Below are 21,132 nucleotides of genomic sequence, written 5' to 3'. Positions count from 1 at the left end.
CACCGCCCCGGCCGCCGGCCGGCCCGAAGGTTTCCCGAAGGTTCCCCGAAGCGCCCGGGCGCAGAGTCGTCCTCGCGAGCGACACCGCGATGCGTCCCCGCGGGCGGCACCTGGAGGGAGCGGCAACCATGACCAAGTACGCGCACAGGAAGGCCCTGGTCGTCGGTGAGGCCACCGATATCGGCCTGGCCATCGCCAAGCGGCTCGTGGAGGGCGGGGCGAGCGTCCTGCTGACCGCCCGCACCGACGCCGAGCGCGCCCACGCGGTCGCCGAACTCGGCTCCGCCGCCCGGGTCGTCACGCCGTCGGCCGTGGGGGCCGCCATCACCGGGGACGGCACCACCGGCTTCGGCGGCGTCGGTCTCCTCTTCACCGACGCCGTCCCCACCGCGCGCCTCCTGCTCCCGTACGTCGAGGACGGCGGCGCGATCGTACTGACCGCCCCCACCCCGTGCCCCGACGCCGTGCGGGCGCTCGCCGCCGAACTCGCCGCCCGGGGCATCCGTGTCAACGCGGTGGCCCCGGGCTGTATCGAGGCGCCGGGATCCGGCGCCGTGCCCCTGCCTCCGCTCGGGCGCCTCGGCGCCGCCGAGGAGGTGGCCCGTGCCGCGCTCTTCCTGGCCACGGAGGCGACGTTCACCACGGGGGCCCGACTCCCCGTCGACGGCGGCCTCGGCGGCCCGTGACCCCGCGCCTCACACCCCACCGTCCCCGCACCCCACCTTTCCCATCCGGAAACCTGGAGCACACCCCATGAGCACCACACCCGACACGGCGCCCACCGCCGCGGCGACGGACCCGAAGGGCCCAGGCGAGGAACAGCGGAAGCTGCCGCTGTTCGCCCTGCTCGCCCTCGCCACCGCCGTCTTCGTCACCAGCCTCACCGAGACCCTCCCCGCCGGTCTGCTGCCCGCGATGAGCAAGGACCTGGGAGTCAGCGAGTCCGCGACCGGTCAGACCGTCACGGTCTACGCGATCGGCACCGCCCTGACCGCGATCCCGCTCACCGCCGCCACGGCGGGCTGGCGGCGCAAGAAGCTGCTGCTCACGGCCATGGGCGGGTTCGCCCTCGCCAACACCGTGACGGCCGTGTCGTCCGTCTACGAGCTGACGATGGTGGCACGGTTCGTCGCCGGGGTCGCGGCCGGTCTCGCCTGGGCCCTGCTCGCCGGGTACGCCCGCCGCATGGCCCCCGTGCACCTCCAGGGCAAGGCGATGGCCGTCGCCATGGCCGGCATCCCCGTCGCGCTCTCCCTCGGTGTGCCCGCGGGGACGTTCCTCGGCGAGTGGCTCGGCTGGCGCGTGGCGTTCCTGTCGATGACGGTGCTCACGGTCGTACTCCTGGTGTGGATCTTCGTGGGCGTACCGGACTTCCCCGGCCAGGGGCGCGGCGAGCGGCCGAAACTGCTGCGGACCCTGACCGTCCCGGGCGTCTCCCCGGTCCTCTTCGTCACGCTGGTCTTCGTGCTGGGGCACACCATCCTGTACGCGTACATCGCCACGTACCTCGAGGACCTGGGCCTCGGTGGCTCCACCGGCTTCATCCTGCTGGTCTTCGGAGCCGCCTCGCTGGCGAGCATCTGGATCGTCGGCGCGCAGATCAACCGCCGGCTGCGCGGCCTCACCGTCGGCGGCGCGCTGCTGGTCGCCGTGGCCTCGCTGCTGCTGGCCGTCCTCTCCGACACCACCGCCCTCGTCTATGTGGCGGTGGTGCTGTGGGGTCTGGGCTGGGGTGGTGTGCCCACCCTGCTGCAGACCGCCGTCGGTGACGCGGGGGGCGAGTCGGCCGATGCCGCGCAGGCGATGCTCGTCACGCTCTGGAACGTCGCGATGGCGGGCGGCGGCATCGTCGGCGGCATCCTGCTGGACACCCTGGGCAGTGAGTCCTTCCCCTGGACGGTCCTGCTGCTCCTGCTGCCGGTGATCGCGGTCGTGCTCTACGCCCGTCAGGCCGGTTTCCCCGCCCATCGGCCGGTGGAAGCCTGACGCACCGCGCCCCGACCATGTTCATGATTTGTTGACACTTCGCCGGTCGGCTCCGGGACCCGGCTCCACCAGTGGCGGAGCCGGGTCCTTCGGGTCCACGTGCCCGTCACGTATGCCCCGCCGAGGGGCGTCTTCGCAGGTCAGGCCCCGAACTCGCAAAATAGACGGCCGACCCGGGCAAACTCCGTTCCGAGCGGTACTTTCACCTCGTACTGATGTGCCATGCATCCACTCGGGTGCGAGCGGTGACGAGTATCGAGGGGGCGTAGCGTTACATGTCGTCAAGTGAGGTGCGCGCGGCGGTGCCGGGCGACGGCGCGTACATGCAGACGTTCATGGACGAGATCTTCCGGGCGTTCCAGCGGCCGGAGCAGCGCCGTTGGGCCCATGCCTATCTGTGGGCCCTGATCCATGGATCGGGCAAGAAGACACCCCGCCGCATGGCACTGGCGAAGCCCTTACCCCCGGCCGCGGCTCACGGTCTCCACCAGTTCATCAACGCCAGCCCGTGGGAGTGGGCGCCGGTACGCCGCCGGCTCGCCCGCCGGGTCGCCGCGCGGACGACCCCGCACGCATGGACCGTCGCCGAACTCATCATCCCCAAGCGCGGCGAGCACTCGGTGGGCGTGCACCGGCGCCTCGACCCCGTCACCGGGCGCACCGTCAACTGCCAGCGGGCGCTGGTCTTCTTCCTCGTCTCGGGGACGCAGTGCTACCCGGTGGACTGGAGCCTCGTGCTCGGCGGGGCGTGGGACTCGGACCGGGAACGCAGACGCCGGGCGCGCATCCCCGGGTCCGAGGCCGGGCGCACCCCCGCCGACCATGTCGTCGGGTACGCCGCCGAAGTGGCCGCTCAGCCCCGACTCGCCAGGCTGCCCTGGGTGCTGGACCTGACCCGGTGCGACGACGCGGCGGGAGTCCTCGCGGGCCTCGCCCGGCAACGGGCCGACGTGGTGTGCGAGGTGTCCCCGGACCACCTGGTGCTCCTCACCGGGCAGCACACGCCCGTCGTGACCAAGGTGAGCGCGCTCATGGAGGTCCGGCACGCCCGGCAGACCCACGTCCTGCTCCGGCAGACCCCGGACGGCCGGGTCCGGCCCGTACCGGTCCACACCTATGCGGACACGGTCGTGGCGCCGCGGCCCGGCCTCGGCGACGACATGGGCGTACGCCCGTACCGCCTCCTGGAACGGCCCGACCCGGACGGCCGGCAGCCCGCCCGGTACTGGCTCACCACCCTCACCGACCGGCGGGTGGAGGAGGTCCTCCGGCTGGCGCGCGGCCACGCCGCCGCCCTCTCCGCCGTCACCACGCTCGGCCGCAGATTCGGCGTCCTCGACTTCGAGGGCCGCTCTTTCCCCGGCTGGCACCACCACATGACCATGGTCTCGGCCGCCTACGTCTACCAGCGCCTGCCCGGTGCCGCCGGGGACACCACCGCCCCGCCGGAAGCGCCACCCCGTGCCCGGACCCCGCCCACCGCACCTCCCGCCGTCGCCCTCACCGGCGCCTCCCACTGACATGGCGGCGCTGCGAACCGGCGTGAGGCCGAGGGGAAAGGGTGGGTGGGGCACGTGAGACAGGTACTCGTGGTGGAGCAGGACACCTCCGCGGCGGCGGCCATGGTGAGCGATCTGCGTCGGCAGGGATTCACCGCCCGCAGCGTCTCCACCGGAGAGGGGGCGGTGCGGGTGTACGGAGAAGCGGATCTGGTGCTGTTCTCCCTGGAACTGCCCGATATCGACGGGCTGGAATTGTGCCGTTCCCTGCGCAGCGGCGGGGACACGGCCCTGATAGCGGTCACCGATGCCGACGCCGAACTGGAGCGCGTCCTCGTGCTGCACGCGGGCGCGGACGACTGTGTGGTGAAAACCTGGGGATTCCGGGAAATCGGAGCCCGTATCGAAGCGGTACTGCGCCGGACCCGGCCCCGACAGGACCTTCCGGGCACCATTTCCCTGCGCGATCTGCATATCGATCCACGTAGGCAGGAGGTTCGGCTCGGGGGACGGCTCGTCGGCGTCACTTCGAAGGAGTTCGAGCTGCTCTACACCCTGGCCGCCACCCCGGAGACGGTCGTGACGCGGAAAGAGCTGATGGCCCGGGTCTGGGGCAGTGACTGGGGGCACACCAGCCGCACGATCGACACGCATGTGAGCAGCATCCGGGCGAAGCTCGGCTCCAGCGGCTGGATCATCACGGTCCGGGGCGTCGGCTACCGGATGGGGTACGCCTGGCAGATGTCGAAGACGCCCTCGGGCTGAGCGGATCGGGGCGTACGGCCCCGGGACACGCGTGCTCCCGGGGCCCTCGCCGTTCCCCGGAGCACGCACGCTCCCCGGGGCCCCGCCGTCACACCGCCGCCCCCTCCAGCCGCCGCAGCAGCGGGTGGTGCGCCTCGCCCTTCTCCCCCACCGCCCGTCGCGCCCACCAGGCCGAGGCCAGGTTCGAGGTCAGCAGGGTGCGGTGCGGCTCGCGGCGGGCCAGCTCGGTCAGGGCGGCGAGCGTGCCCATGCCCGTGCCCGTGAAGAGCAGGGCCGTGTCGGCGGGCAGCTCCCGCTCCCGTATCCGCCGCAGGATGGCCCCGGTCGTCACCGCGTACGGATCGAAGTGCGCGTCCCCGCCCGGGCGCGCCGCTTCCTCCGCCGGGACGAGCACCACCCCGTCGACCGTGAGGCCGGCCCGCTCCCAGAAGGCGCGGGAGGTGTCGGTGAGCCAGGGCTCGTACGGGGAGACGAGCGTCAGGCGGGCCACCCCGAGCGCCTCGCAGGCCGCGAGGATCGCCTGCGTGGAGGACCGCACGGGCGAGCCGACGCGCTCGGACAGCTCGTCGCAGAAGGCCCGGTCGCCCGTCGGCTCCAGCAGGTAGTGCGATGCGCTGCACGCCACCACCGTGGCGTCCAGGCGCAGCGCACCGAAGCTGCCGAGCAGGGTGGGGAGCACCTCGTTGTACGTCTCCAGCATCGCCCGGAGCCCGACCCCGGGAGTCACCGGGAAGCGGGAGGTGTACACATTCATTCCGGCGCCGAGCAGACGCATGAACTCGGGTTCCGCCGTGGGGTTCTCCGGCGGTACGACGACCCCCAGCCGGGGCAGCGAGAAGAGATCCATGCCCAGCACCGTAGGGCGTACGTCACATCAACGGGTGTTCTTCGTCCGCTATTTGGCATGCCTGGACACCACCCTTGCACTCCCTTTCCTTCCTGACATTCCTTGACACTCCGCAACACAGCCCTCACACGGCAGACATTGATCTTCCCGGCCAGGCGCCGAAGGATATGACTCGGCGAATACAGCACTTTGGTCGACCCTTTTCGGGAAAGAGGAGAAAGAGAAATGGCAGCAGAAGGACCCGAGAAACCGGAGAGGCCGCCCCGCATATCGGACGCGACGCTGCGGGACTCCGCGCACATGGCGGGGGTGGAATTCGGCCCCGAGGACGCCGCCGCCATCGCGGACCTGTTGGTGCGGACGGGCGTCGAACTCGTCGAGGTGGGCATGGTCTCCGGACCGGACTCCAAGGACGCCGACCTCGTCCTCGCCACCCACGAGGCGGTCACCGCCGAGCGCAGCATGACGCTCGTCGTCGTACGCGACCGCCGCCAGGTCGCCCGTGCGCTGGACGAGGCCGAGCGCCTGGGGGTGCGCCACATCATGTACTCGATCCCCACCTCCGAGCAGCACGCGCAGCTGAAACTCGACTCGGCGAGCCCCAAGTTCCTTCAGACGCTGGCGCGTTCGGCGATCCAGCAAGCGAAGGAGCGCGGCTTCCACGTCACGTTCAGCGGTGAGGACGGCGCCCGGACGCCCCGGGAGCGGCTCGTCCCCTATGTGGAGGCGGGGTTCGCGGCGGGGGCCGACCGGTTCCGGCTCGCGGAGACCGTCGCGTACCTCTCGCCCTGGCAGATGGAGGAGGTCATCGCGGACATCACCGCGATCGACGGCTCCGAGATCGAGATCCACTCGCACAACATGCTGGGCATGGCCGTCGCCAACTCCCTGGCCGCCGTGCGGGCGGGCGCCCAGTGGATCTCCGCGACCGTCGGCGGGATCGGGGAGCGCGGCGGCAACGCCCCGCTGGCCGAGCTGCTCACCTCGCTGCGCGTCATCCACGGCGACACCCGCTTCGACCTCACCCACCTCACCGAGCTGTCCCGGATCGCCCTGCGGGGCGCCGGCCTCGGCGACGCCTTCCAGTCCGGGCCGACCACCCCGCACGCCTTCGCGTACGAGCTGCCGGGCCAGCTGAACCACCCGCACGCGTACGAGACACTGCCCGCCGAACTCGTCGGCAACAGACGCGGGTTGCGCGTCCGCAGCCGCCTCACCACCGCCCTCGTCCACTGGGCCCTGGCCGATTCGGGCCTGGAGGTCGACGTCGACGCCTTCACCCCGTGGCTGGCCGACCGGCAGGAGCGGGACGGCCGCCCGCTGTTGGACCGGGACACGATCCGCAAGGCCGCCATCGACTTCCGCCCCGTACCCGCGTAACCCGCCCCATCTGCATACGGAGTTCACGATGTCCACCGCCACCCTGACCGGCGTATGCCCCGAGTGCGAGACCGACCTGACCGTCCCCCCGGTCGCCCCGGGCGAGACGCTCTCCTGCCCCGAGTGCATCCTGACCCTCCGCGTCGAGGCCGTCGAGGACGGCCGGCTGACGCTGGAGATGGTCGAGGTGCAGCTGCGCGACTGGGGCCAGTGACATGGGCGCTGTCCGTCCCGTCGCGGTCGTCGCGGACCGGATCGCCTGGGAGGAACGCCTGCTCATCGAGGCGGCCCCGGCGTTCGGCCTCCGTCTCGACTGGGTCAACGACGAGTCCCTCTCCCTCGGCCACCCGGACGCCCCGTCGATCAAGGGGTACGACACCCTCCTCATCCGCAGCCGCAGCTACACGCGCGGCGGCCTGATCGCCACCCTGGCCGAGGCGGCCGACGTCCCCACGCTGAACACCGCCCGGGCCATCCACGCCTGTGAGAACAAGGCCGCACTGCGCGCCCTTCTCACGACCGCCGGGGTACCCGTCCCCGACCACCGGCTCGTGCTCTCCCGCAAGGACTTCGACAAGGCGCTGGCCGATCTGCCCCTGCCTCTCGTCCTCAAGCCCGTCTTCGGCGGGATGGGCAAGCGGGTCACGCTGGTCCGGCACGCCGACACCGCTCACTCCGTGTACGACTACATCGAGGACCTGGCCCACGCCTTCGAGCAGGCCAGTGTGGTGGAGCCGTACCTCGGCGGCAGCTCGGTGCGGTGCCTGGTCGTCGGGCGGGAGCTGATCGGGGCGGCCGAGTTCGAGACCGGCGGCAGTGACTGGCGCAACAACGCGGCCCTCGGCAACAGGAACCGCGCCGTCGCCCACGACCCCGACGTACTGAAGATCGTCGACGGTGTGGTGGACGTGCTCGGACCCGGCATCTACGGGGTCGACCTCTTCGCCACCCCCGACGGCTTCGTCGTCAACGAGGTCAACCACGCCCCCGGCTTCCGGGCCGTGGCCTCCGCCACCGGAGCGGACATCCCCTCGGCCATCGGCCGTCATGTGCAGGAGCTGATCGCATGATCCGTGCAGGAGTCGTCGGCGCCTCCGGGCTCGCCGGCGGCGAACTCATCCGCCTCATCACCCAGCACCCCGACCTGGAACTCACCTTCCTGGGCGGCTCCTCCCACATCGGCCGCCGCCCCTCCGAGCTCCACCCCGGCCTCCGCGACGACCAGGGCCTGACCATCCAGCCGGTCACCGAGGACATCGCGGACAAGGCCGACGTCCTCTTCCTGGCCACCCCGGCACCGGTCTCGGCCGACCTCTCCTCACTGCTCGCCGACCGCGTCCCGGTGATCGTCGACCTCAGCGGCGCGTTCCGCATCCGTACACCGGAGCTGCACGACCGCTGGTACCCGAAGGTCGAGCGCCGCACCGACCTGGCGGACCGCTTCGTCTACGGCGTACCGGAGCTGATCGGCGACCAGTTGAAGGACGCCGCACTCATCTCGCTGCCCGGCTGCTACGCCACCGCGATCACCCTGGGCCTCGCGCCGCTCACCCTCGGCCTCGGACTCGACCTGAAGACGGTGGTGGTGGACGGCAAGAGCGGGTCCAGCGGCGGCGGCGTCCACCTGCGCACCTCCGACCTGCACCCGTTCCGGGCCGGGGCCATCGCCCCCTACTCCCCGACCGGGCACCGGCACGCCGCCGAGGTCCGCGACTTCCTGGAGCGGAGCAAGTCCGGCACCATCGGGAACCTGTCCATGTCGGCGTACGGCGTCCCCAACGTGCGCGGGCTGCTGACCAGTTCGTACGTGTTCACCGACGAGAAGGTGGACCGGCGCGAGCTGAACCGGGCCTATCTGCGCTTCTACAAGGGGCGCCCGTTCGTCCGGGTGCGGCGGCACGACGAGACGCTGATCCCGGTGCCCGACCCCCAGGTCGTCCTCGGCTCCAACTATGCGGACGTCACGGTGCTGTGGGACGAGGAGGGTGGCCGGATCGTCGTGCTCACCGCACTCGACAACCTGGTCAAGGGCGCCGCGGGCCAGGCCGTGCAGGTGACGAACCTGCGCTTCGGCCTGCCGGAGGAGACGGGGCTGACGCAGCAGCCGGTGATGCCGGCATGACAGCGGACCGTTCCGTCCCGACCGTGGTGAAGCTCGGCGGCAGCTGCCTGGACGATCTGGACGGCACCTGGTGGGACGACCTGGCCCGGCACGGCCAGGACCGCCCGCTGGTCCTCGTGCACGGCTGGTCCAAGCCGCTGAAGAGACTCGACGCCCGCTACAGCGAACCGTCGGCGATCCTGCGCGACCGGTACGGCAACCAGAGCCGGTGGACCACGCCCGAGGTCATCGACGACATCAAGACGGTCAGCGCCACCCTGGCCGAGGACGTCCTCGCGCGGCTGAAGGACCGCGGCATCACCGCCGAGCGGCTGCTCGGCAGCGACGGGCTGGTCGGCGCGGGAGCGGGCGAGCGGTGGTGGTGGCGGGAGAAGCAGCTCGTGGAGCTGGAGAACCTCGTCGGCCCGATCACCGGGGTCGACCCGGCCCCGCTCAAGAACCTCCAGCCGGCCCACGCCTACCTGGTCACCCCGCTCGCCAGGAACGCGGCGGGCCAGGAGGTCAACACCGACGCCGACCGGGCCGCCGCCGCGATCGCCGGGGCCATCGGCGCGTCGGACCTGGTCCTGGTCACCGACGTCGGCCATCTGCTGATCGACGACGAGCCGGTACGCCGGATCAGCGCACAGGACGCGGTCGCCTTCCGCGACAAGGGCGCCAAGGGCGGCATGCGCAAGAAGCTGCGGGCGGCGGGCGAGGCCCTGGAGCACGGTGTGGAGCGGGTCGTCATCGGCAGCGCCGCCGTCACGGAGCTGCTGGACGGCTCCACCGGCACGCTGATCACGAAGGCTCCCGGCGGGGCCGGTACGTCAGGAGCTGACGCATGAGCCGGTCCCGCGTGCTGGTCGTCGACAACGGAACGCTTTCGCTCAGGCAACTCCGTTCGCGATTGGAAGAACTGGGCTCGGAAACGGAAACGGTCGACGCCTCCTCCGTACCCGCCCGGGTGGACGGCCGCTACCAGGCCATCGTGTTGAGCGGTACCAAGGTGCGCGCGTACGACAGCGAGTTCTACAAGCCCCTGATCGACCTGGTGACGACAGCGGACGTGCCGGTCTTCGGCATCTGCGGCGGGATGCAGATCCTCGCCGTCGCGGCCGGCGGACGCCTCGCGGAGGGGCCGCAGCGGGTCGGCGGCTACGAGGTGCGGGTGGACACGGAGGAGCCGCTCTTCACCTATGTGAAGCCCACGGTCACCGTCTTCCACCGGCACACCCTCTACCTCCAGGAGGCCCCGGCGGGCTACCGCTCCATCGGCCGCTCCGAGCACGCGCCCGTGGAGTTCCTGCGCTCGGACGACGGCCGGATCCACGGCGCCCAGGCCCACCTGGAGTTCCGCAGGGACGGTCTGGAGATCCTGCGTGGCTTCGCACAGCTCTACCAGTGACCCGAGCCCCTGCCGACCCCTTCGTACAGAACAAGGACTTCGCCATGAGTGCAGCAGTGGAAGAACCGCAGGAACCCGCCCTCACCGTCCACCTCAACGGCAGCGGCGGCGCCATCAAGGGATGGGTGGTCGTCGACACGCTCGTCGACGGCCTGGCGATGGGCGGCACCCGGATGACCACCGGGGTCACCGAGGAGGAAGTCGCGGGCCTGGCCCGGGACATGACCGAGAAGTTCACCCTGGCGGGGCTGCGCATCGGCGGCGCCAAGGCCGGGATCGTCGCCGACGCCACGAATTCCGAGGGCGCGGGCCGCGACGAGACCTTCCGCACCTTCGGCCGCACGGTGAAGCCACTCCTGCACGGCGGCATCCACCTCGGCATCGACATGGGCGTCACCCCCGCCGACCGAGCCGTCTTCTTCGAGGAGGCGAAGTACGACCCCCGCTACCGGCTGGGCGCCCCGGACATGCCGATCGACTGGCGTACGTACTACGAGCCCCTGATCGACGCCACCGGCCACGGTGTCGGGGTCGCCGCGATCACCGCCCTGGAGGCGAGAGGCCGCACCGGACCCGCCCGGGTCGTGGTGCAGGGGTTCGGCGCGGTGGGCCGGGCGGTGGCGCGGTTCCTGGAGGACCGCGGGCACATCGTCGTGGGCATCGCGGACATCCGGGGCACGATCAGCGCGGACCGGCTGCCGGTGGCCGAACTCGTTGCCGTCACGGACCGGTTCGGGGCCATCGACCGCAGCCGACTGCCGCAGGATGTGAAGCTGTCCGGCGAACCGGACGCCTGGCTGGACGTGGACGCGGACATCCTGATCCTGGCCGCGCAGAAGTACGCGATCAACGCCGAGAACGCCCACCGCCTGCGGGCCGGCCTGGTGGTCGAGGGTGCCAACCTCGCCTCCAGCGCGGCGGCCAAGGAGAAGGTGGCCGCGTCGGGGGCCGGTCTGGTCCCGGGCGTGATCGCCAACATCGGCGGCGCCGCCTCGGCTGCCCTGGCCGTCACCCGGGTCGTCCCCTTCGGCCTGGAGGCCGCGGCGCGCAAGGCGTGGGTCTTCGACTGGGTCGGCGACCGGGTCCGGCAGAACACCCGGGACCTGCTGGAGATCGCGGCCTCCCGGGCAGGCGACCCGCTGCCCGAGCTGCTCGCGGCCCGCCGGAAGGAGCGCTGATGAGTACGGCGGCGAAGGAACGGCCGGTCGACGCCGCGGCGGCCGCTCCTGGCGAACGTGCCGCCGAGTACCGCCGCCGCGGCTGGTGGCGGGACGAGACCTTCCTCGACGACCTGCACCGCCAGGCCCGGGAGTGCCCGCGCCGGCTGGCCGTCGCGGGCCGGCGCGTGGCGGAGTCCCGTACCGACACACTCGATTACGCCGAACTGAACCGGCTGACCGATCGGTTCGCCCTGACTCTGCTGGAACTGGGCGTTCAGCGGGGCGACTTCGTCGCCGTGCAGCTCCCCAACCGGTGGGAGATGGTGCCGCTGATCTTCGCCTCCATCCGGGTCGGCGCGGTCATCGTCCCGATCTCGCCCCTCTGCGCGGAGGAGGAGCTGCGCCACCGGCTCGGCCTCACCGAGGCTCGGGTGTTCATCACCCTCCCGGAATGGTCGGGCACCCCGCTGGTGGAGATCGCCACCCGCCTCAGCCGCGAACTTCCTTTCTTGGCGCACGTGTTGGTGGTGGACGGGCCGCTGTCCGAGGGCGCGCTCTCCTTCCACGAGCACTTCGTGGCGAACGAGCGGGAGGAGCGGGAAGGTGCCGCCGCCCGGCTGGACGGTCTGGCGCTCGGCGCGGACGACCCGTTCGTGGTCCTGTTCACCTCCGGCACCACCGGCCTGTCCAAGGGGGTCCTGCACAGCCAGAACACGGTGCACTCGGCCGTACGCGGGTATGTCGACGCGTTCGGAGCGGGGGAGGGCGGGGACGGTGCCGGCTGGGTGGCGGCGGTCTCCACGCCGCTGGTCCACTACTCGGGGTTCGCGCAGGGCGTCCTGGCCGGGGTCATGCTGGGCGGTACCGTCGCCTTCCAGGACGTACGCCGCAACGAGGCGCTGCTGGACCTGGTGGAGCGGTACGGGGCGACCCTGCTGTACGGACCGCCCGCCACCCTCACCGATGTGGCCGCCTCCCAGCGCGCCGAGCGGCGGGACACCAGCACGCTGCGCCATGTGGTGATCGGTTCGGCGCCGGTCCTGCGGGAGCTGGCCGACGAGGTCCACGAGACGCTCGGTGCCCACGCCCACTCCCTGTGGGGCATGTCGGAGAACGGCCCCGTGACCACCACCCGGCCCGAGGACCCCGACGGCTGGTCGGCGCGGAGCAACGGCCGCGCGATCGACGCCATGGAGACCCGGATCGAGACGTCGGAGGCGTACGGGGCTTCGGCCGCCGCGGGCTCCGTCGGGAGGCTCAAGGTGCGGGGCGCATCGCTCGCTCTCGGGTACCACCGGCGCCCCGAGGCGTTCGCGGCCGAGCTGGACGAGGACGGCTGGTTCGACACCGGCGACCTCGCCCGGGACGACGGCCGGGGCGGCATCCGCATCATCGGCCGGGCCCGGGACGCGGTCCTACGGGACGGGCGGGTGGTGCCGATGACGGAACTGGAGGCTGTGATCGGCAGCCACCCGAAGGCGGCCGAGGCCGCACTGGTGGGGCTGGAGGCCGCGAACGGGGCAGGCGACGTGATCGTCGCCGTCGTGGTCCCGCGCGGTGGACAGGGCCCGACGCTGGAGGAGGTCAGGGCCCGGGTCACGGAGGCGGGCCACGACGCCCGCTTCCTTCCCGACCGGGTGGAACACGTCCCCGCCCTCCCCAAGACCCTGACCGGCAAGGTCCGCAAGGCCGAGCTGCGGGAGCGGTACGCCGCGAGCACCCCCGCCTGACCCCGTACGCGTATCCCCCACCGAGCACTGGAGCTGCTGCCATGCCCGAACCCACACCGGTCTCCATGTCGGCGACCCTCGCCGCCGACGAGGCCCTGGCCCGACGGCGCCGGGCCGGGGAGCGGGTCCTGTCGATGGCGAGCGGGGAGATCGGCCTGCCCGTCCTCCCGGCCCTCAGGGACCGGCTCGCGGCGGCGGCCGGCGAGAACGCGTACGGCGCCGTCGCCGGAAGCCCCGCCCTGCGCTCCGCCGTCGCCGGGTACTGGGAACGGCGCGGCCTGGCCGTCGACCCGGGGCTCGTCGTGGCGGGCCCCGGCAGCAAGTCGCTGCTGTTCGCCCTGCTCCTGGCCATCGGCGGGGACGTGATCGTGCCGGTGCCGAGCTGGGTGAGCTACGCGGCCCAGGCCCGGCTGGCCGGGGCGCGGTCCGTCCCCGTACCCATCCTGCCGGGGCAGGGCGGGGTGCCCGACCCGGACCGGCTGCGCGAGGCGGTCACCGACGCGCGGACGGCCGGGCAGCACCCCCGGGCGGTGGTCGTGACCGTGCCGGACAACCCGACCGGGACGATCGCCTCGGCCACCACCGTACGGCGGCTGGCGCAGGCGGCCCGCGAACTGGACCTCGTCATCGTCTCCGACGAGATCTACCGCGACCTGGTCCACGACGGCTCCGGACCGGCCGTCTCCCCGGCCCTGCACGCACCCGAGCGGACCGTCGTCACCACCGGGCTCACCAAGAACCTGGCGCTCGGCGGCTGGCGCACGGGCGTGGCCCGGTTGCCCGACAGCGAGCTGGGGCGCGCCCTGCACACCCGGCTCACCGCGGTCGCCAGCCAGATCTGGTCCAGCCCGCCCGCTCCGGTGCAGACGGCGGCCGCGTACGCGTTCGGGGAGCCGCCGGAGGTCACCGAACGCGTCGCGGCGAGCCGGCGGCTGCACCAGGCGGTGGTGCGCGCGGTCGCCGCCCGCTTCACCGCCGTGGGCGCGGAGCTCGCCCCCGCCGCCGCGACCTGCTATCTCTACCCGGACTTCGAGCCCCTGCGGAAGCACCTGGCCGAGGCCCACGGCGTGCACGGAGGCGACGGCCTGGCCGCGCTGCTCTCCGAGCGGTACGGGGTCGGCGTCCTGGCCGCCACCGCCTTCGGGGAGCCCGGCCGCCCCCTGCGCATCCGCGCGGCGACCAGCCGCTTCTACGGCGAGACCGCCGAGCAGCAGACGGCGGCGCTGGAGGCGGCGGGATCGGCGGATCCGCTCTCCCTGCCATGGATAAGGGAATCCGTCGACCGGGTCGGCGAGGTCCTGGCCGACCTGGCGGGGTCGCCGGTCCCCGCTCTCGCCCCGCACGCCTGATGTCATCCGACTCGTCCACGTACTGAAGGAGTCACCGATGCCCCACTCCCACCTCCCCGTCCTCTTCGAGGCCCGGTACGACGGCGAACGCCATGTCGGCTTCGGTCGCCCCGAGGAGGGCACGCGGCAGACCCTGTACCGGGTGGAGGACGGCCAGGTCGCCGCCGCCTTCATCGCCACCGACGGCTCGGAGGAGGCCCTGCGGGCCGCTCTCACCGAGGGCGCGGCGACCGTCGTCGTCACGGCCGGGGACCCGGGACTGCGCCTGCTGCCTCCCCTGCTTCCGCAGGCCACCGGCAACGCCCTGCTGAGCGGTTTCATGGGCACGCACAAGAAGAAGTGGGGCGGCGAGACCGCTCCGGAAGACGGGGAGTTCATCCCGCCCAAGTGGTTCTTCAAAGGGTTCGGCGACTGGGTGAGGCTGCCCGGCGAGGAGCTGAACGTGCCCGCCCGGCCGGTCGCCCTCATCGAGGAGCCCGAGGTCGCCCTCGTCTACGTCAACGACGCCGACGGCACCCCGCACTACGCCGGTTACACCTTCGGCAACGACCTGTGCGACATCGGCCTGCACCGCCAGGACCCGGGCTACAACCCGTACTGCAAGCTGTGCGACACCGCCCTCTCCCCGTTGCTCTTCCTCGGCCCGCCGCCGCGTACGGTGACCGGCCGGGTCACCATCGTCCGGGACGGCGCGACGGCCTGGGAGGGCCCGTTCGACTGCGGCGACGACGCCCTCTACTACCGGGGGCGCGACATGGCGGACCACCTGTTCACGTTCCCGGCGGTACGGCGTCCCGGGCTGGTCAACTACGTGCTCCTGGGCGCCGACGAGGCGAGCTTCCACGACGGGTTCCGGATCGCCGACGGCGACCGCATCGCCATCGACGTGAAGAGCCACGGGGTCGCCTTCGAGAACCAGGTGCGGTACGTCTCCACGGCACCGTCCACCACCCCGGCCGCCGCTCCCGCGCCTGTCACCACGGCATGAACACCGCGTGAAGCCGGGCCGGTCGATCTGTGCAGACGGAGTCCGGCCCAGGCACGCTCTGAGGACCACCACCCGCCCACCCCGTTCCGCCGACGGACTTCGCAGGAGGAGACCGCACCGTGCCCGCCACCACCAAGAAACAGGTGCATCTCGCAGCGCAGCTGCCCGGCATCCACAATGTGACCGTCTGGTCGGACCCACGCTCCGAGAGCCAGATAGCCATCGGCTCCTTCATGCGGCTCGCGCAGACCGTCGAACGCGGCAAGTTCGACTTCTTCTTCCTCGCCGAAGGACTGCGGCTGCGCGAGCACAAGGGGCAGGTCTACGACCTGGACATCGCGGGACGGCCGGAGAACCTGACCATGCTGAGCGCCCTGGCCGCCGTCACCACGCACCTGGGCCTGGTCGCCACGGTCAACGCCACCTTCAACGAGCCGTACGAGGTGGCGCGCCGGTTCGCCACCCTGGACCGGCTCAGCGGCGGCCGGGCCGGCTGGAACGTGGTCACCAGCTACGACGCTTTCACCGGCGAGAACTTCCGCCGGGGCGGCTTCCTCCACGAGGCCGACCGCTACACCCGGGCCGCCGAATTCCTCACCACGGCACGAGAGCTGTGGGACAGCTGGTCGGGAAGCGACCTGAAGGCCGACGCGGCGACGGGCGAGTTCGTCAGCTCCGGAGCCGGCCGCTTCGCCCACCGGGGGCAGCACTTCGACATCTCCGGCCGGTTCGCCACCCCGCCGGGACCGCAGGGCCACCCGGTGATCGTCCAGTCCGGCGAGTCCGACGCGGGCCGCGAGTTCGCCGCGTCCGACGCCGAGGTCGTCTTCAGCAAGCACAACCGGATCGATGTGGCGCGGGAGTTCTACCGGGATGTGAAGCGGCGCCTGGCCACTTACGGCAGGAACCCCGATGACCTGCTGATCCTCCCCACCGCCAACGCGGTGGTCGCCGACACCGACGAGGAGGCCGCCGCGTACGCGGAGGAGATCAGCCGCGAGCTGGTCAGCCCACAGACAGCGATCGCCCACCTGGAGGCGGTCTGGGGCCGCGACCTGTCCGCGTACGACCCTGACGGGCCACTGCCCGACATCGAGCCCGAGGACGACGCCCACTTCCTGAAGGGGCACTCGGTGTTCCGCAGGGGCCGGGCGGAGACGGCGCGACAGTGGCGCAGGCTCGCAAAGGAACGGAACCTCTCCATCCGGGAGCTCGTCATCGAGGTCGGTGGGCGGCAGACGTTCGTCGGCAGCCCGCGGACGGTCGCCGACGCCATCGACGACTACGTCCAGACCGAGGGCGCCGACGGCTTCGTCCTCGTGCCCCACCTGACCCCCGGTGGCCTGGACGACTTCGTGGACCGGGTGGTGCCGATCCTTCAGGAGAAGGGGGTCTACCGCGACGACTACACCGGCACCACACTCCGGGACCACCTCGGCCTGTCCGCCGCACCCCGCCCGGCCGCGTGGGGCGGCCCCGGACAACCCCTGCGCGACGAGCGTCCGCGCGGCCGGAAGGAGACCTCAGTATGACCGGCACGACCGGCACGACCGGCGCCATCGACCCGAAGGCCACCCCGGCCGCCGCCTCCGGCACGCCCACCGCTCCCCTGCACCTGGCCGTCGCCCTCGACGGCGCGGGCTGGCACCCGGCGGCCTGGCGGGAGGAGGGCGCCCGGCCGGGTGAGCTCCTCGACGCCGTGTACTGGGCCGACCTGGTCGCCGAGGCCGAACGGGGCCTGATCGACTTCGTCACCTTCGAGGACGCGCTCGGCCTCCAGTCCGCCGCCTTCCACCTGCCCGACGACCGCACCGACCACGTCAGGGGCAGCATCGACGCGGTGCTGCTCGCCGCCCACCTCGCCCCGCTCACCACGCACATCGGCCTGGTCCCGACCACCAACGTCACCCACACCGAACCGTTCCACCTCGCCATCGGCATCGCCACCCTCGATCACGCGAGCAAGGGCCGGGCCGGCTGGCGCCCGCAGATATCGTCCCGCGCGGCCGACGCCGCGCACTTCGGCCGCCGGACCACGCCCCAGCTCACCGAGGACGACGTGACCGACTCGGAGCTGATCTCCCAGCCGCTGCGCGCGCTCTTCACGGAGGGCGCCGAGGTGGTGGAGGCAGCCCGGCGACTCTGGGACAGCTGGGAGGACGGAGCTGAGATTCGGGACGCGGCGACGGGCCGCTTCCTCGACCGCGACAAGGTCCACCACATCGATTTCCAGGGCTCGAACTTCAGCGTGAAGGGCCCGTCGATCACCCCGCGTTCCCCCCAGGGCCAGCCTCTGGTGGTGAGCCTCGCGCACGCCACCATCCCGTACGAGTTCGCCGCCCTCAGCTCCGACGTCGTCGCCGTCACCCCACACGACCGGCCGGGCACGGCGGCGGTCCTCGCCCAGGTCGCCGAGGCGGTGGAGCGCACCGGCCGTGACGTGACGGAACGCCCGCTGCGGACCTTCGCGGATCTCGTCGTCCTCCTGGACGACGAACCGGGCGCCGCCGCACGGCGCAAGGTCCGCCTGGACGAGGTGGCCGGAGCGGAACTCGCCTCGGACGCCGAGATCTTCACCGGTACGCCCACCGAACTGGCCGACCTCCTCCTGGACTGGCGTTCCACCGGCCTGGACGGCTTCCGTCTCCGCCCGGGCGCCCTCCCGCACGACCTCACGGCGATCACCAGGGGCCTGGTCCCGGAGTTGCAGCGGCGCGGGGCCTTCCGTACGGAGTACGCGTCCACCACGCTACGTGGACACCTGGGGCTGGCACGCCCCACCAGCCGCTATTCCAGAGCTGGTTGACGCCTCACCGACGGGAGTCTGCCCCCGGCCCCCACCGCCGGCGTTCAGCCCCCGGGTGCGGGGCTCCCTCATGGATCCGGGGCGGACCGTCATCAGCGCATGCCGGCCGCGCACCACTGTCGTACTCGAGGCAACCGCTTGGCCTCCGATCCCGCCCATCGATGCCGTCACCGTCACCGAGGACGGTCTTCCGCTTCACCGCACGCATGGCTCCGCCAGCCCCCGGCCGAGGGCCTCACCCGGGCGCACGCCACCCGGCTTGCGCTCACGACGAAGCCGCACCGCAGGGCTCCGCCGGCCCGCAGTTCGTCACCCGCTCCGCGGCCAACGGGGCCCCAGGTCCATCGCGCCGACGTGACGGCGTCGCGGTGCGGGAAGTGGTCGCCGATCGCACACAGGGCAGGGCCGGCGGGTCCGCAGTCTGCCAGGACCCCGGTAGTACGCCAGAATCGGTCGAGCCCCCCGACACCGGCGGTGTCCAGGGCACGCTCTTCGGTGAACAGGGCCGCCTTGACGGTGACGGCTTCGGCCGCCGCTACGAGTGCGGCGGTGTCCGCCCGTTGTTCCGCGTCCAGCGCTCGGCCCGCCCGGAGGGTTTCCGCCATGGCGGAAGTGGCGCGTCCGACGACCGCCGACGCGCTGTGGACGGCGAGGACCCATTCCCCGACGGCCGGCAGCAGGCCGGCCGTCGGGAGGCAGAACGAGAAGGCTCTCCCCACTGCCTCTCGGCCGGGTGCGGGACGCCACGCGGCTGAGATCCCGCGCCTCCGCGAGCGCCCCCTGGGCCGCACCCAGGGCCACGTGGGCGAGGTGGAGTCGACCGGCAGTGGTCCGGTGACCGTGACCTGGTGGTCGCGGGCTGCCTGTTCCAGATGGACCAGGGGGTGTAGCCGCCGTCGCCCCACAGGGAGCGGAAAGTGCACACGTCAACTGACCGCATGGCGCACCTTGACCCGGTCACGGTGCGCCGGTCCCCCAAAAAATGATCAAAAGGCCGTTTCAGATCCCCTCTGAAACGGCCCCTGACCTGCGACTTCGTAAAGTCGGGACGACAGGATTTGAACCTGCGACCCCTTGACCCCCAGTCAAGTGCGCTACCAAGCTGCGCCACGTCCCGATGCGGTTCGCGCGGTGAACCGCGTGATCACGCTGGTCAACAGTACCTCATCGGGCGCCGGGGGTGTCATCCCCGTACGGCGGGAGCCGGGGGCGTGCCCCCGGCCGGACGGCGCTCTCGTCCGGCTCGCGCCACACCTTCGGCGCCACCGGGATCCCCTGCTCGTCCCGCTCGGCCGTCACGGCCGCACTGCGCTCGCCCGGGTAGGGGACCCCGTCGGCGCCCTCCGCGACGGGCAGCCCCCTGAGGGTGGACAGGGTGGTGTCGACGGCCGCGGTGAAGTCCGCGGCGCTGCCACCGAAGGCGGCCGGGTCGAGGGCGGTGAGCAGGACGTTCTGGCGGTGCTTGCGGCCGGCCGGGGCGTCGGAGTGGAGAGGAATCCCGGGATGACCACCGTCATCAAGGCCGCGGCCGTGCCCCTCGCCGGTCCCGCACCCGTTCCGCGACGTCGGCGACACCCCGCCGCGCATCCCGTGGGTGTGCTCCTCGGGTCATGTGACGCGGACGTTCACGGAGACCGGCCGCACGGTGGAGCACCTGTCGGACGAGGACTGGATGGGGCGCGGCTGAACGCCCCGCGCGCCGTGCCCCCGCGCTCCTCGTCCAGGGGTGCGGGGGCACGGCGCGAGCGGCCCGCGCTCAGCCGGCGGCGACCAGTTGCCGCGGCTCGCCGTCCCGCCCCGTCGGCCGTGTGGTCCGCAGCGCCGCGATCCCGATGAACACCATCGACGCCGCGCCGGCCAGGGCGAAGGCCGTGAAGCCCCAGTCGCCCTTGTCCGCGGCGAGCAGCTGGCCGCCCAGCCACGGCCCGAAGACCGCGCCGAAGCGGCCCATGCCGGAGGTCCAGCCGACCGCCGTGGCGCGGTTGGCGGGGGCGGAGCCGATGGACACGGTCGCGTAGATCATCGTCTGGGCGCTGTTGAGGAACACGCCGGTGAGGAAGACGACGACGAAGGTCAGCGCGAGCGGCATGTGGACGCTGAGCAGGAACACCCCGCCGGCGGTCAGCGCGAACCAGACCGCCGAGATGCGCGGGGCGCCGAAGCGGTCGGAGGCCCGGCCCGCGACCAGCATGCCCACGATGCCGCCGAGGTTGAACAGGACGACGAAGGTGAGCGCGGAGCCGAGCTCGTAGCCCTCGCTGCGCATCAGGGTGGGCAGCCAGGTGGCGACGCCGTAGACGAGGAGCAGGCCGCCGAAGGAGGCCAGCCAGTACAGCAGGGTCTGGACCCACTCGCCGCCGCGGAACAGGTTGAGCAGGTTGGCCCAGGGGGCGCCGGCGGCGGTCCGGTCCTTGGCGGCGGGCACCTCGGCGTCGTAGCGGGCGGCCAGCGCACGGGCCTCCTCGACGCGGCCGCGGGCGACGAGGAAGCTCAGCGACTCGGGCAGGAATCTGGCCAGCACCGGGACGAAGAGCAGCGGGGCCACGCAGACCCAGAAGGCGGCGCGCCAGCCGAGCGGCTCGACGATCCACAGGGCCACGTAGGCGGAGAGGATGCCGCCGGCGTGGTGGGCGGTCATCAGCAGGCCGATGGTGAGGGCGGCGCGGCCGCGCGGGGCGTAGTCGGAGACCATGCTGATCGCGGTCGGCAGCAGGCCGCCGAGGCCGACGCCGGCCAGGATCCGGCCGAGGCCGAAGACGGCGACGCCGTTCGCGACCGCGCACAGGCCCGAGGCCAGCGAGAAGAGCGCGACGCAGGAGACCATCAGCTTCTTGCGGCCGATGCGGTCGGCGACCGTCCCCGCGGTCAGCGCGCCGACGAGCATGCCGAAGGTCGCGTAGCTGCCGAGGTCGCCGGCCTGGGACGAGGTGATGCCGAGGGCCTTCTCCTCGAGCATGTGGGGCAGCACCGAGCCGTAGATGAACATGTCCAGGCCGTCGAAGAGGACGGCGAGCCAGCACAGGCCGACGACCAGCAGGGCCAGTCTGCTGCCGCGGGCGGACAGCGCGGAGGAGGAGGACATCGTTGTTTTCCTCTCGTCCAGGAGGAGTTTC

19 protein-coding genes and 1 tRNA gene are annotated in these 21,132 nt (G+C 72.3%); 16 read left to right on the top strand and 4 right to left on the bottom strand.

All coding sequences use genetic code 11. The features are described from left to right. Positions 1–128 precede the first annotated feature (128 nt). From AB0A94_RS28740 to AB0A94_RS28725, 4 genes are all read left to right on the top strand, one after another. Positions 129–686, top strand: a complete 558-nt coding sequence (locus tag AB0A94_RS28740) for an SDR family oxidoreductase (protein WP_361748813.1) — start codon at positions 129–131, stop codon at positions 684–686. 67 nt (positions 687–753) lie between these two features. Beyond that, on the top strand, positions 754–1,986 hold the full coding sequence (locus tag AB0A94_RS28735) for an MFS transporter (RefSeq protein ID WP_361748812.1): 1,233 nt from the start codon (positions 754–756) through the stop codon (positions 1,984–1,986). A 275-nt stretch (positions 1,987–2,261) separates the two neighbouring features. Next, entirely contained in the window at positions 2,262–3,506 is a 1,245-nt protein-coding gene (locus AB0A94_RS28730; protein WP_361748810.1) for a transposase, read from the top strand. 54 nt (positions 3,507–3,560) lie between these two features. Further along, positions 3,561–4,250, top strand: a complete 690-nt coding sequence (locus tag AB0A94_RS28725; RefSeq protein ID WP_361748809.1) for a response regulator transcription factor — start codon at positions 3,561–3,563, stop codon at positions 4,248–4,250. Between the two features lie 88 nt (positions 4,251–4,338). Here AB0A94_RS28725 and AB0A94_RS28720 read toward each other — a convergent pair whose 3' ends face one another. After that, a complete protein-coding gene (locus AB0A94_RS28720) occupies positions 4,339–5,097 on the bottom strand; it encodes an arylmalonate decarboxylase (RefSeq protein WP_361748808.1) in 759 nt (252 codons plus the stop codon). A 225-nt stretch (positions 5,098–5,322) separates the two neighbouring features. Between AB0A94_RS28720 and AB0A94_RS28715 the strand changes: the two genes are divergently transcribed. From AB0A94_RS28715 to AB0A94_RS28660, 12 genes are all read left to right on the top strand, one after another. Then, the gene (locus tag AB0A94_RS28715; RefSeq protein WP_361748807.1) at positions 5,323–6,477 is read left to right on the top strand and encodes a LeuA family protein; all 1,155 of its coding nucleotides are present in this window, start codon (positions 5,323–5,325) and stop codon (positions 6,475–6,477) included. Between the two features lie 28 nt (positions 6,478–6,505). Continuing rightward, on the top strand, positions 6,506–6,691 hold the full coding sequence (locus tag AB0A94_RS28710) for a lysine biosynthesis protein LysW (RefSeq protein WP_217131010.1): 186 nt from the start codon (positions 6,506–6,508) through the stop codon (positions 6,689–6,691). 1 nt (position 6,692) lies between these two features. Continuing rightward, positions 6,693–7,547 carry a RimK family alpha-L-glutamate ligase gene (locus tag AB0A94_RS28705; RefSeq protein ID WP_361748805.1) on the top strand — a complete coding sequence of 285 codons (855 nt, stop codon included), beginning with the start codon at positions 6,693–6,695 and terminating at the stop codon, positions 7,545–7,547. Further along, a complete protein-coding gene (argC, locus tag AB0A94_RS28700; RefSeq protein ID WP_361748804.1) occupies positions 7,544–8,599 on the top strand; it encodes an N-acetyl-gamma-glutamyl-phosphate reductase in 1,056 nt (351 codons plus the stop codon). The genes AB0A94_RS28705 and argC overlap by 4 nt, the downstream gene beginning before the upstream one ends. Beyond that, the gene (locus AB0A94_RS28695; protein WP_361748803.1) at positions 8,596–9,426 is read left to right on the top strand and encodes an acetylglutamate kinase; all 831 of its coding nucleotides are present in this window, start codon (positions 8,596–8,598) and stop codon (positions 9,424–9,426) included. The genes argC and AB0A94_RS28695 overlap by 4 nt, the downstream gene beginning before the upstream one ends. Further along, complete coding sequence (locus AB0A94_RS28690; RefSeq protein WP_361748801.1) at positions 9,423–9,986, top strand: gamma-glutamyl-gamma-aminobutyrate hydrolase family protein; 564 nt, start codon at positions 9,423–9,425, stop codon at positions 9,984–9,986. The genes AB0A94_RS28695 and AB0A94_RS28690 overlap by 4 nt, the downstream gene beginning before the upstream one ends. A gap of 44 nt (positions 9,987–10,030) precedes the next feature. Continuing rightward, on the top strand, positions 10,031–11,164 hold the full coding sequence (locus AB0A94_RS28685) for a Glu/Leu/Phe/Val dehydrogenase dimerization domain-containing protein (protein ID WP_361748800.1): 1,134 nt from the start codon (positions 10,031–10,033) through the stop codon (positions 11,162–11,164). Continuing rightward, the gene (locus AB0A94_RS28680; protein WP_361748799.1) at positions 11,164–12,876 is read left to right on the top strand and encodes an AMP-binding protein; all 1,713 of its coding nucleotides are present in this window, start codon (positions 11,164–11,166) and stop codon (positions 12,874–12,876) included. The genes AB0A94_RS28685 and AB0A94_RS28680 overlap by 1 nt, the downstream gene beginning before the upstream one ends. Positions 12,877–12,917: 41 nt before the next feature. After that, the gene (locus AB0A94_RS28675; RefSeq protein WP_361748798.1) at positions 12,918–14,225 is read left to right on the top strand and encodes a pyridoxal phosphate-dependent aminotransferase; all 1,308 of its coding nucleotides are present in this window, start codon (positions 12,918–12,920) and stop codon (positions 14,223–14,225) included. A gap of 37 nt (positions 14,226–14,262) precedes the next feature. Continuing rightward, positions 14,263–15,213 (top strand): fumarylacetoacetate (FAA) hydrolase, encoded by a 951-nt coding sequence (locus AB0A94_RS28670; protein WP_361748797.1) that lies wholly within the window; start codon positions 14,263–14,265, stop codon positions 15,211–15,213. Between the two features lie 119 nt (positions 15,214–15,332). After that, positions 15,333–16,745 carry an NtaA/DmoA family FMN-dependent monooxygenase gene (locus AB0A94_RS28665; RefSeq protein WP_361748796.1) on the top strand — a complete coding sequence of 471 codons (1,413 nt, stop codon included), beginning with the start codon at positions 15,333–15,335 and terminating at the stop codon, positions 16,743–16,745. Then, complete coding sequence (locus tag AB0A94_RS28660) at positions 16,742–18,019, top strand: LLM class flavin-dependent oxidoreductase (protein WP_361748795.1); 1,278 nt, start codon at positions 16,742–16,744, stop codon at positions 18,017–18,019. The genes AB0A94_RS28665 and AB0A94_RS28660 overlap by 4 nt, the downstream gene beginning before the upstream one ends. A gap of 1,043 nt (positions 18,020–19,062) precedes the next feature. Here AB0A94_RS28660 and AB0A94_RS28655 read toward each other — a convergent pair. The 3 genes from AB0A94_RS28655 to AB0A94_RS28645 form a co-directional block, all read right to left on the bottom strand. After that, a tRNA-Pro gene (locus AB0A94_RS28655) sits at positions 19,063–19,136 on the bottom strand. Positions 19,137–19,183: 47 nt separating this feature from the next. After that, positions 19,184–19,606 carry an Ldh family oxidoreductase gene (locus AB0A94_RS28650; protein WP_361748794.1) on the bottom strand — a complete coding sequence of 141 codons (423 nt, stop codon included), beginning with the start codon at positions 19,604–19,606 and terminating at the stop codon, positions 19,184–19,186. Positions 19,607–19,775: 169 nt separating this feature from the next. Further along, complete coding sequence (locus AB0A94_RS28645) at positions 19,776–21,101, bottom strand: aromatic acid/H+ symport family MFS transporter (RefSeq protein ID WP_361748793.1); 1,326 nt, start codon at positions 21,099–21,101, stop codon at positions 19,776–19,778. Between the last annotated feature and the right edge of the window lie 31 nt (positions 21,102–21,132).

This window comes from Streptomyces sp. NPDC044984 (genome assembly GCF_040646935.1).
GTDB lineage: Bacteria > Actinomycetota > Actinomycetes > Streptomycetales > Streptomycetaceae > Streptomyces.
Note: the sequence above shows the minus strand (reverse complement) of the source record. Positions and strands in the feature narration are given on the sequence as shown.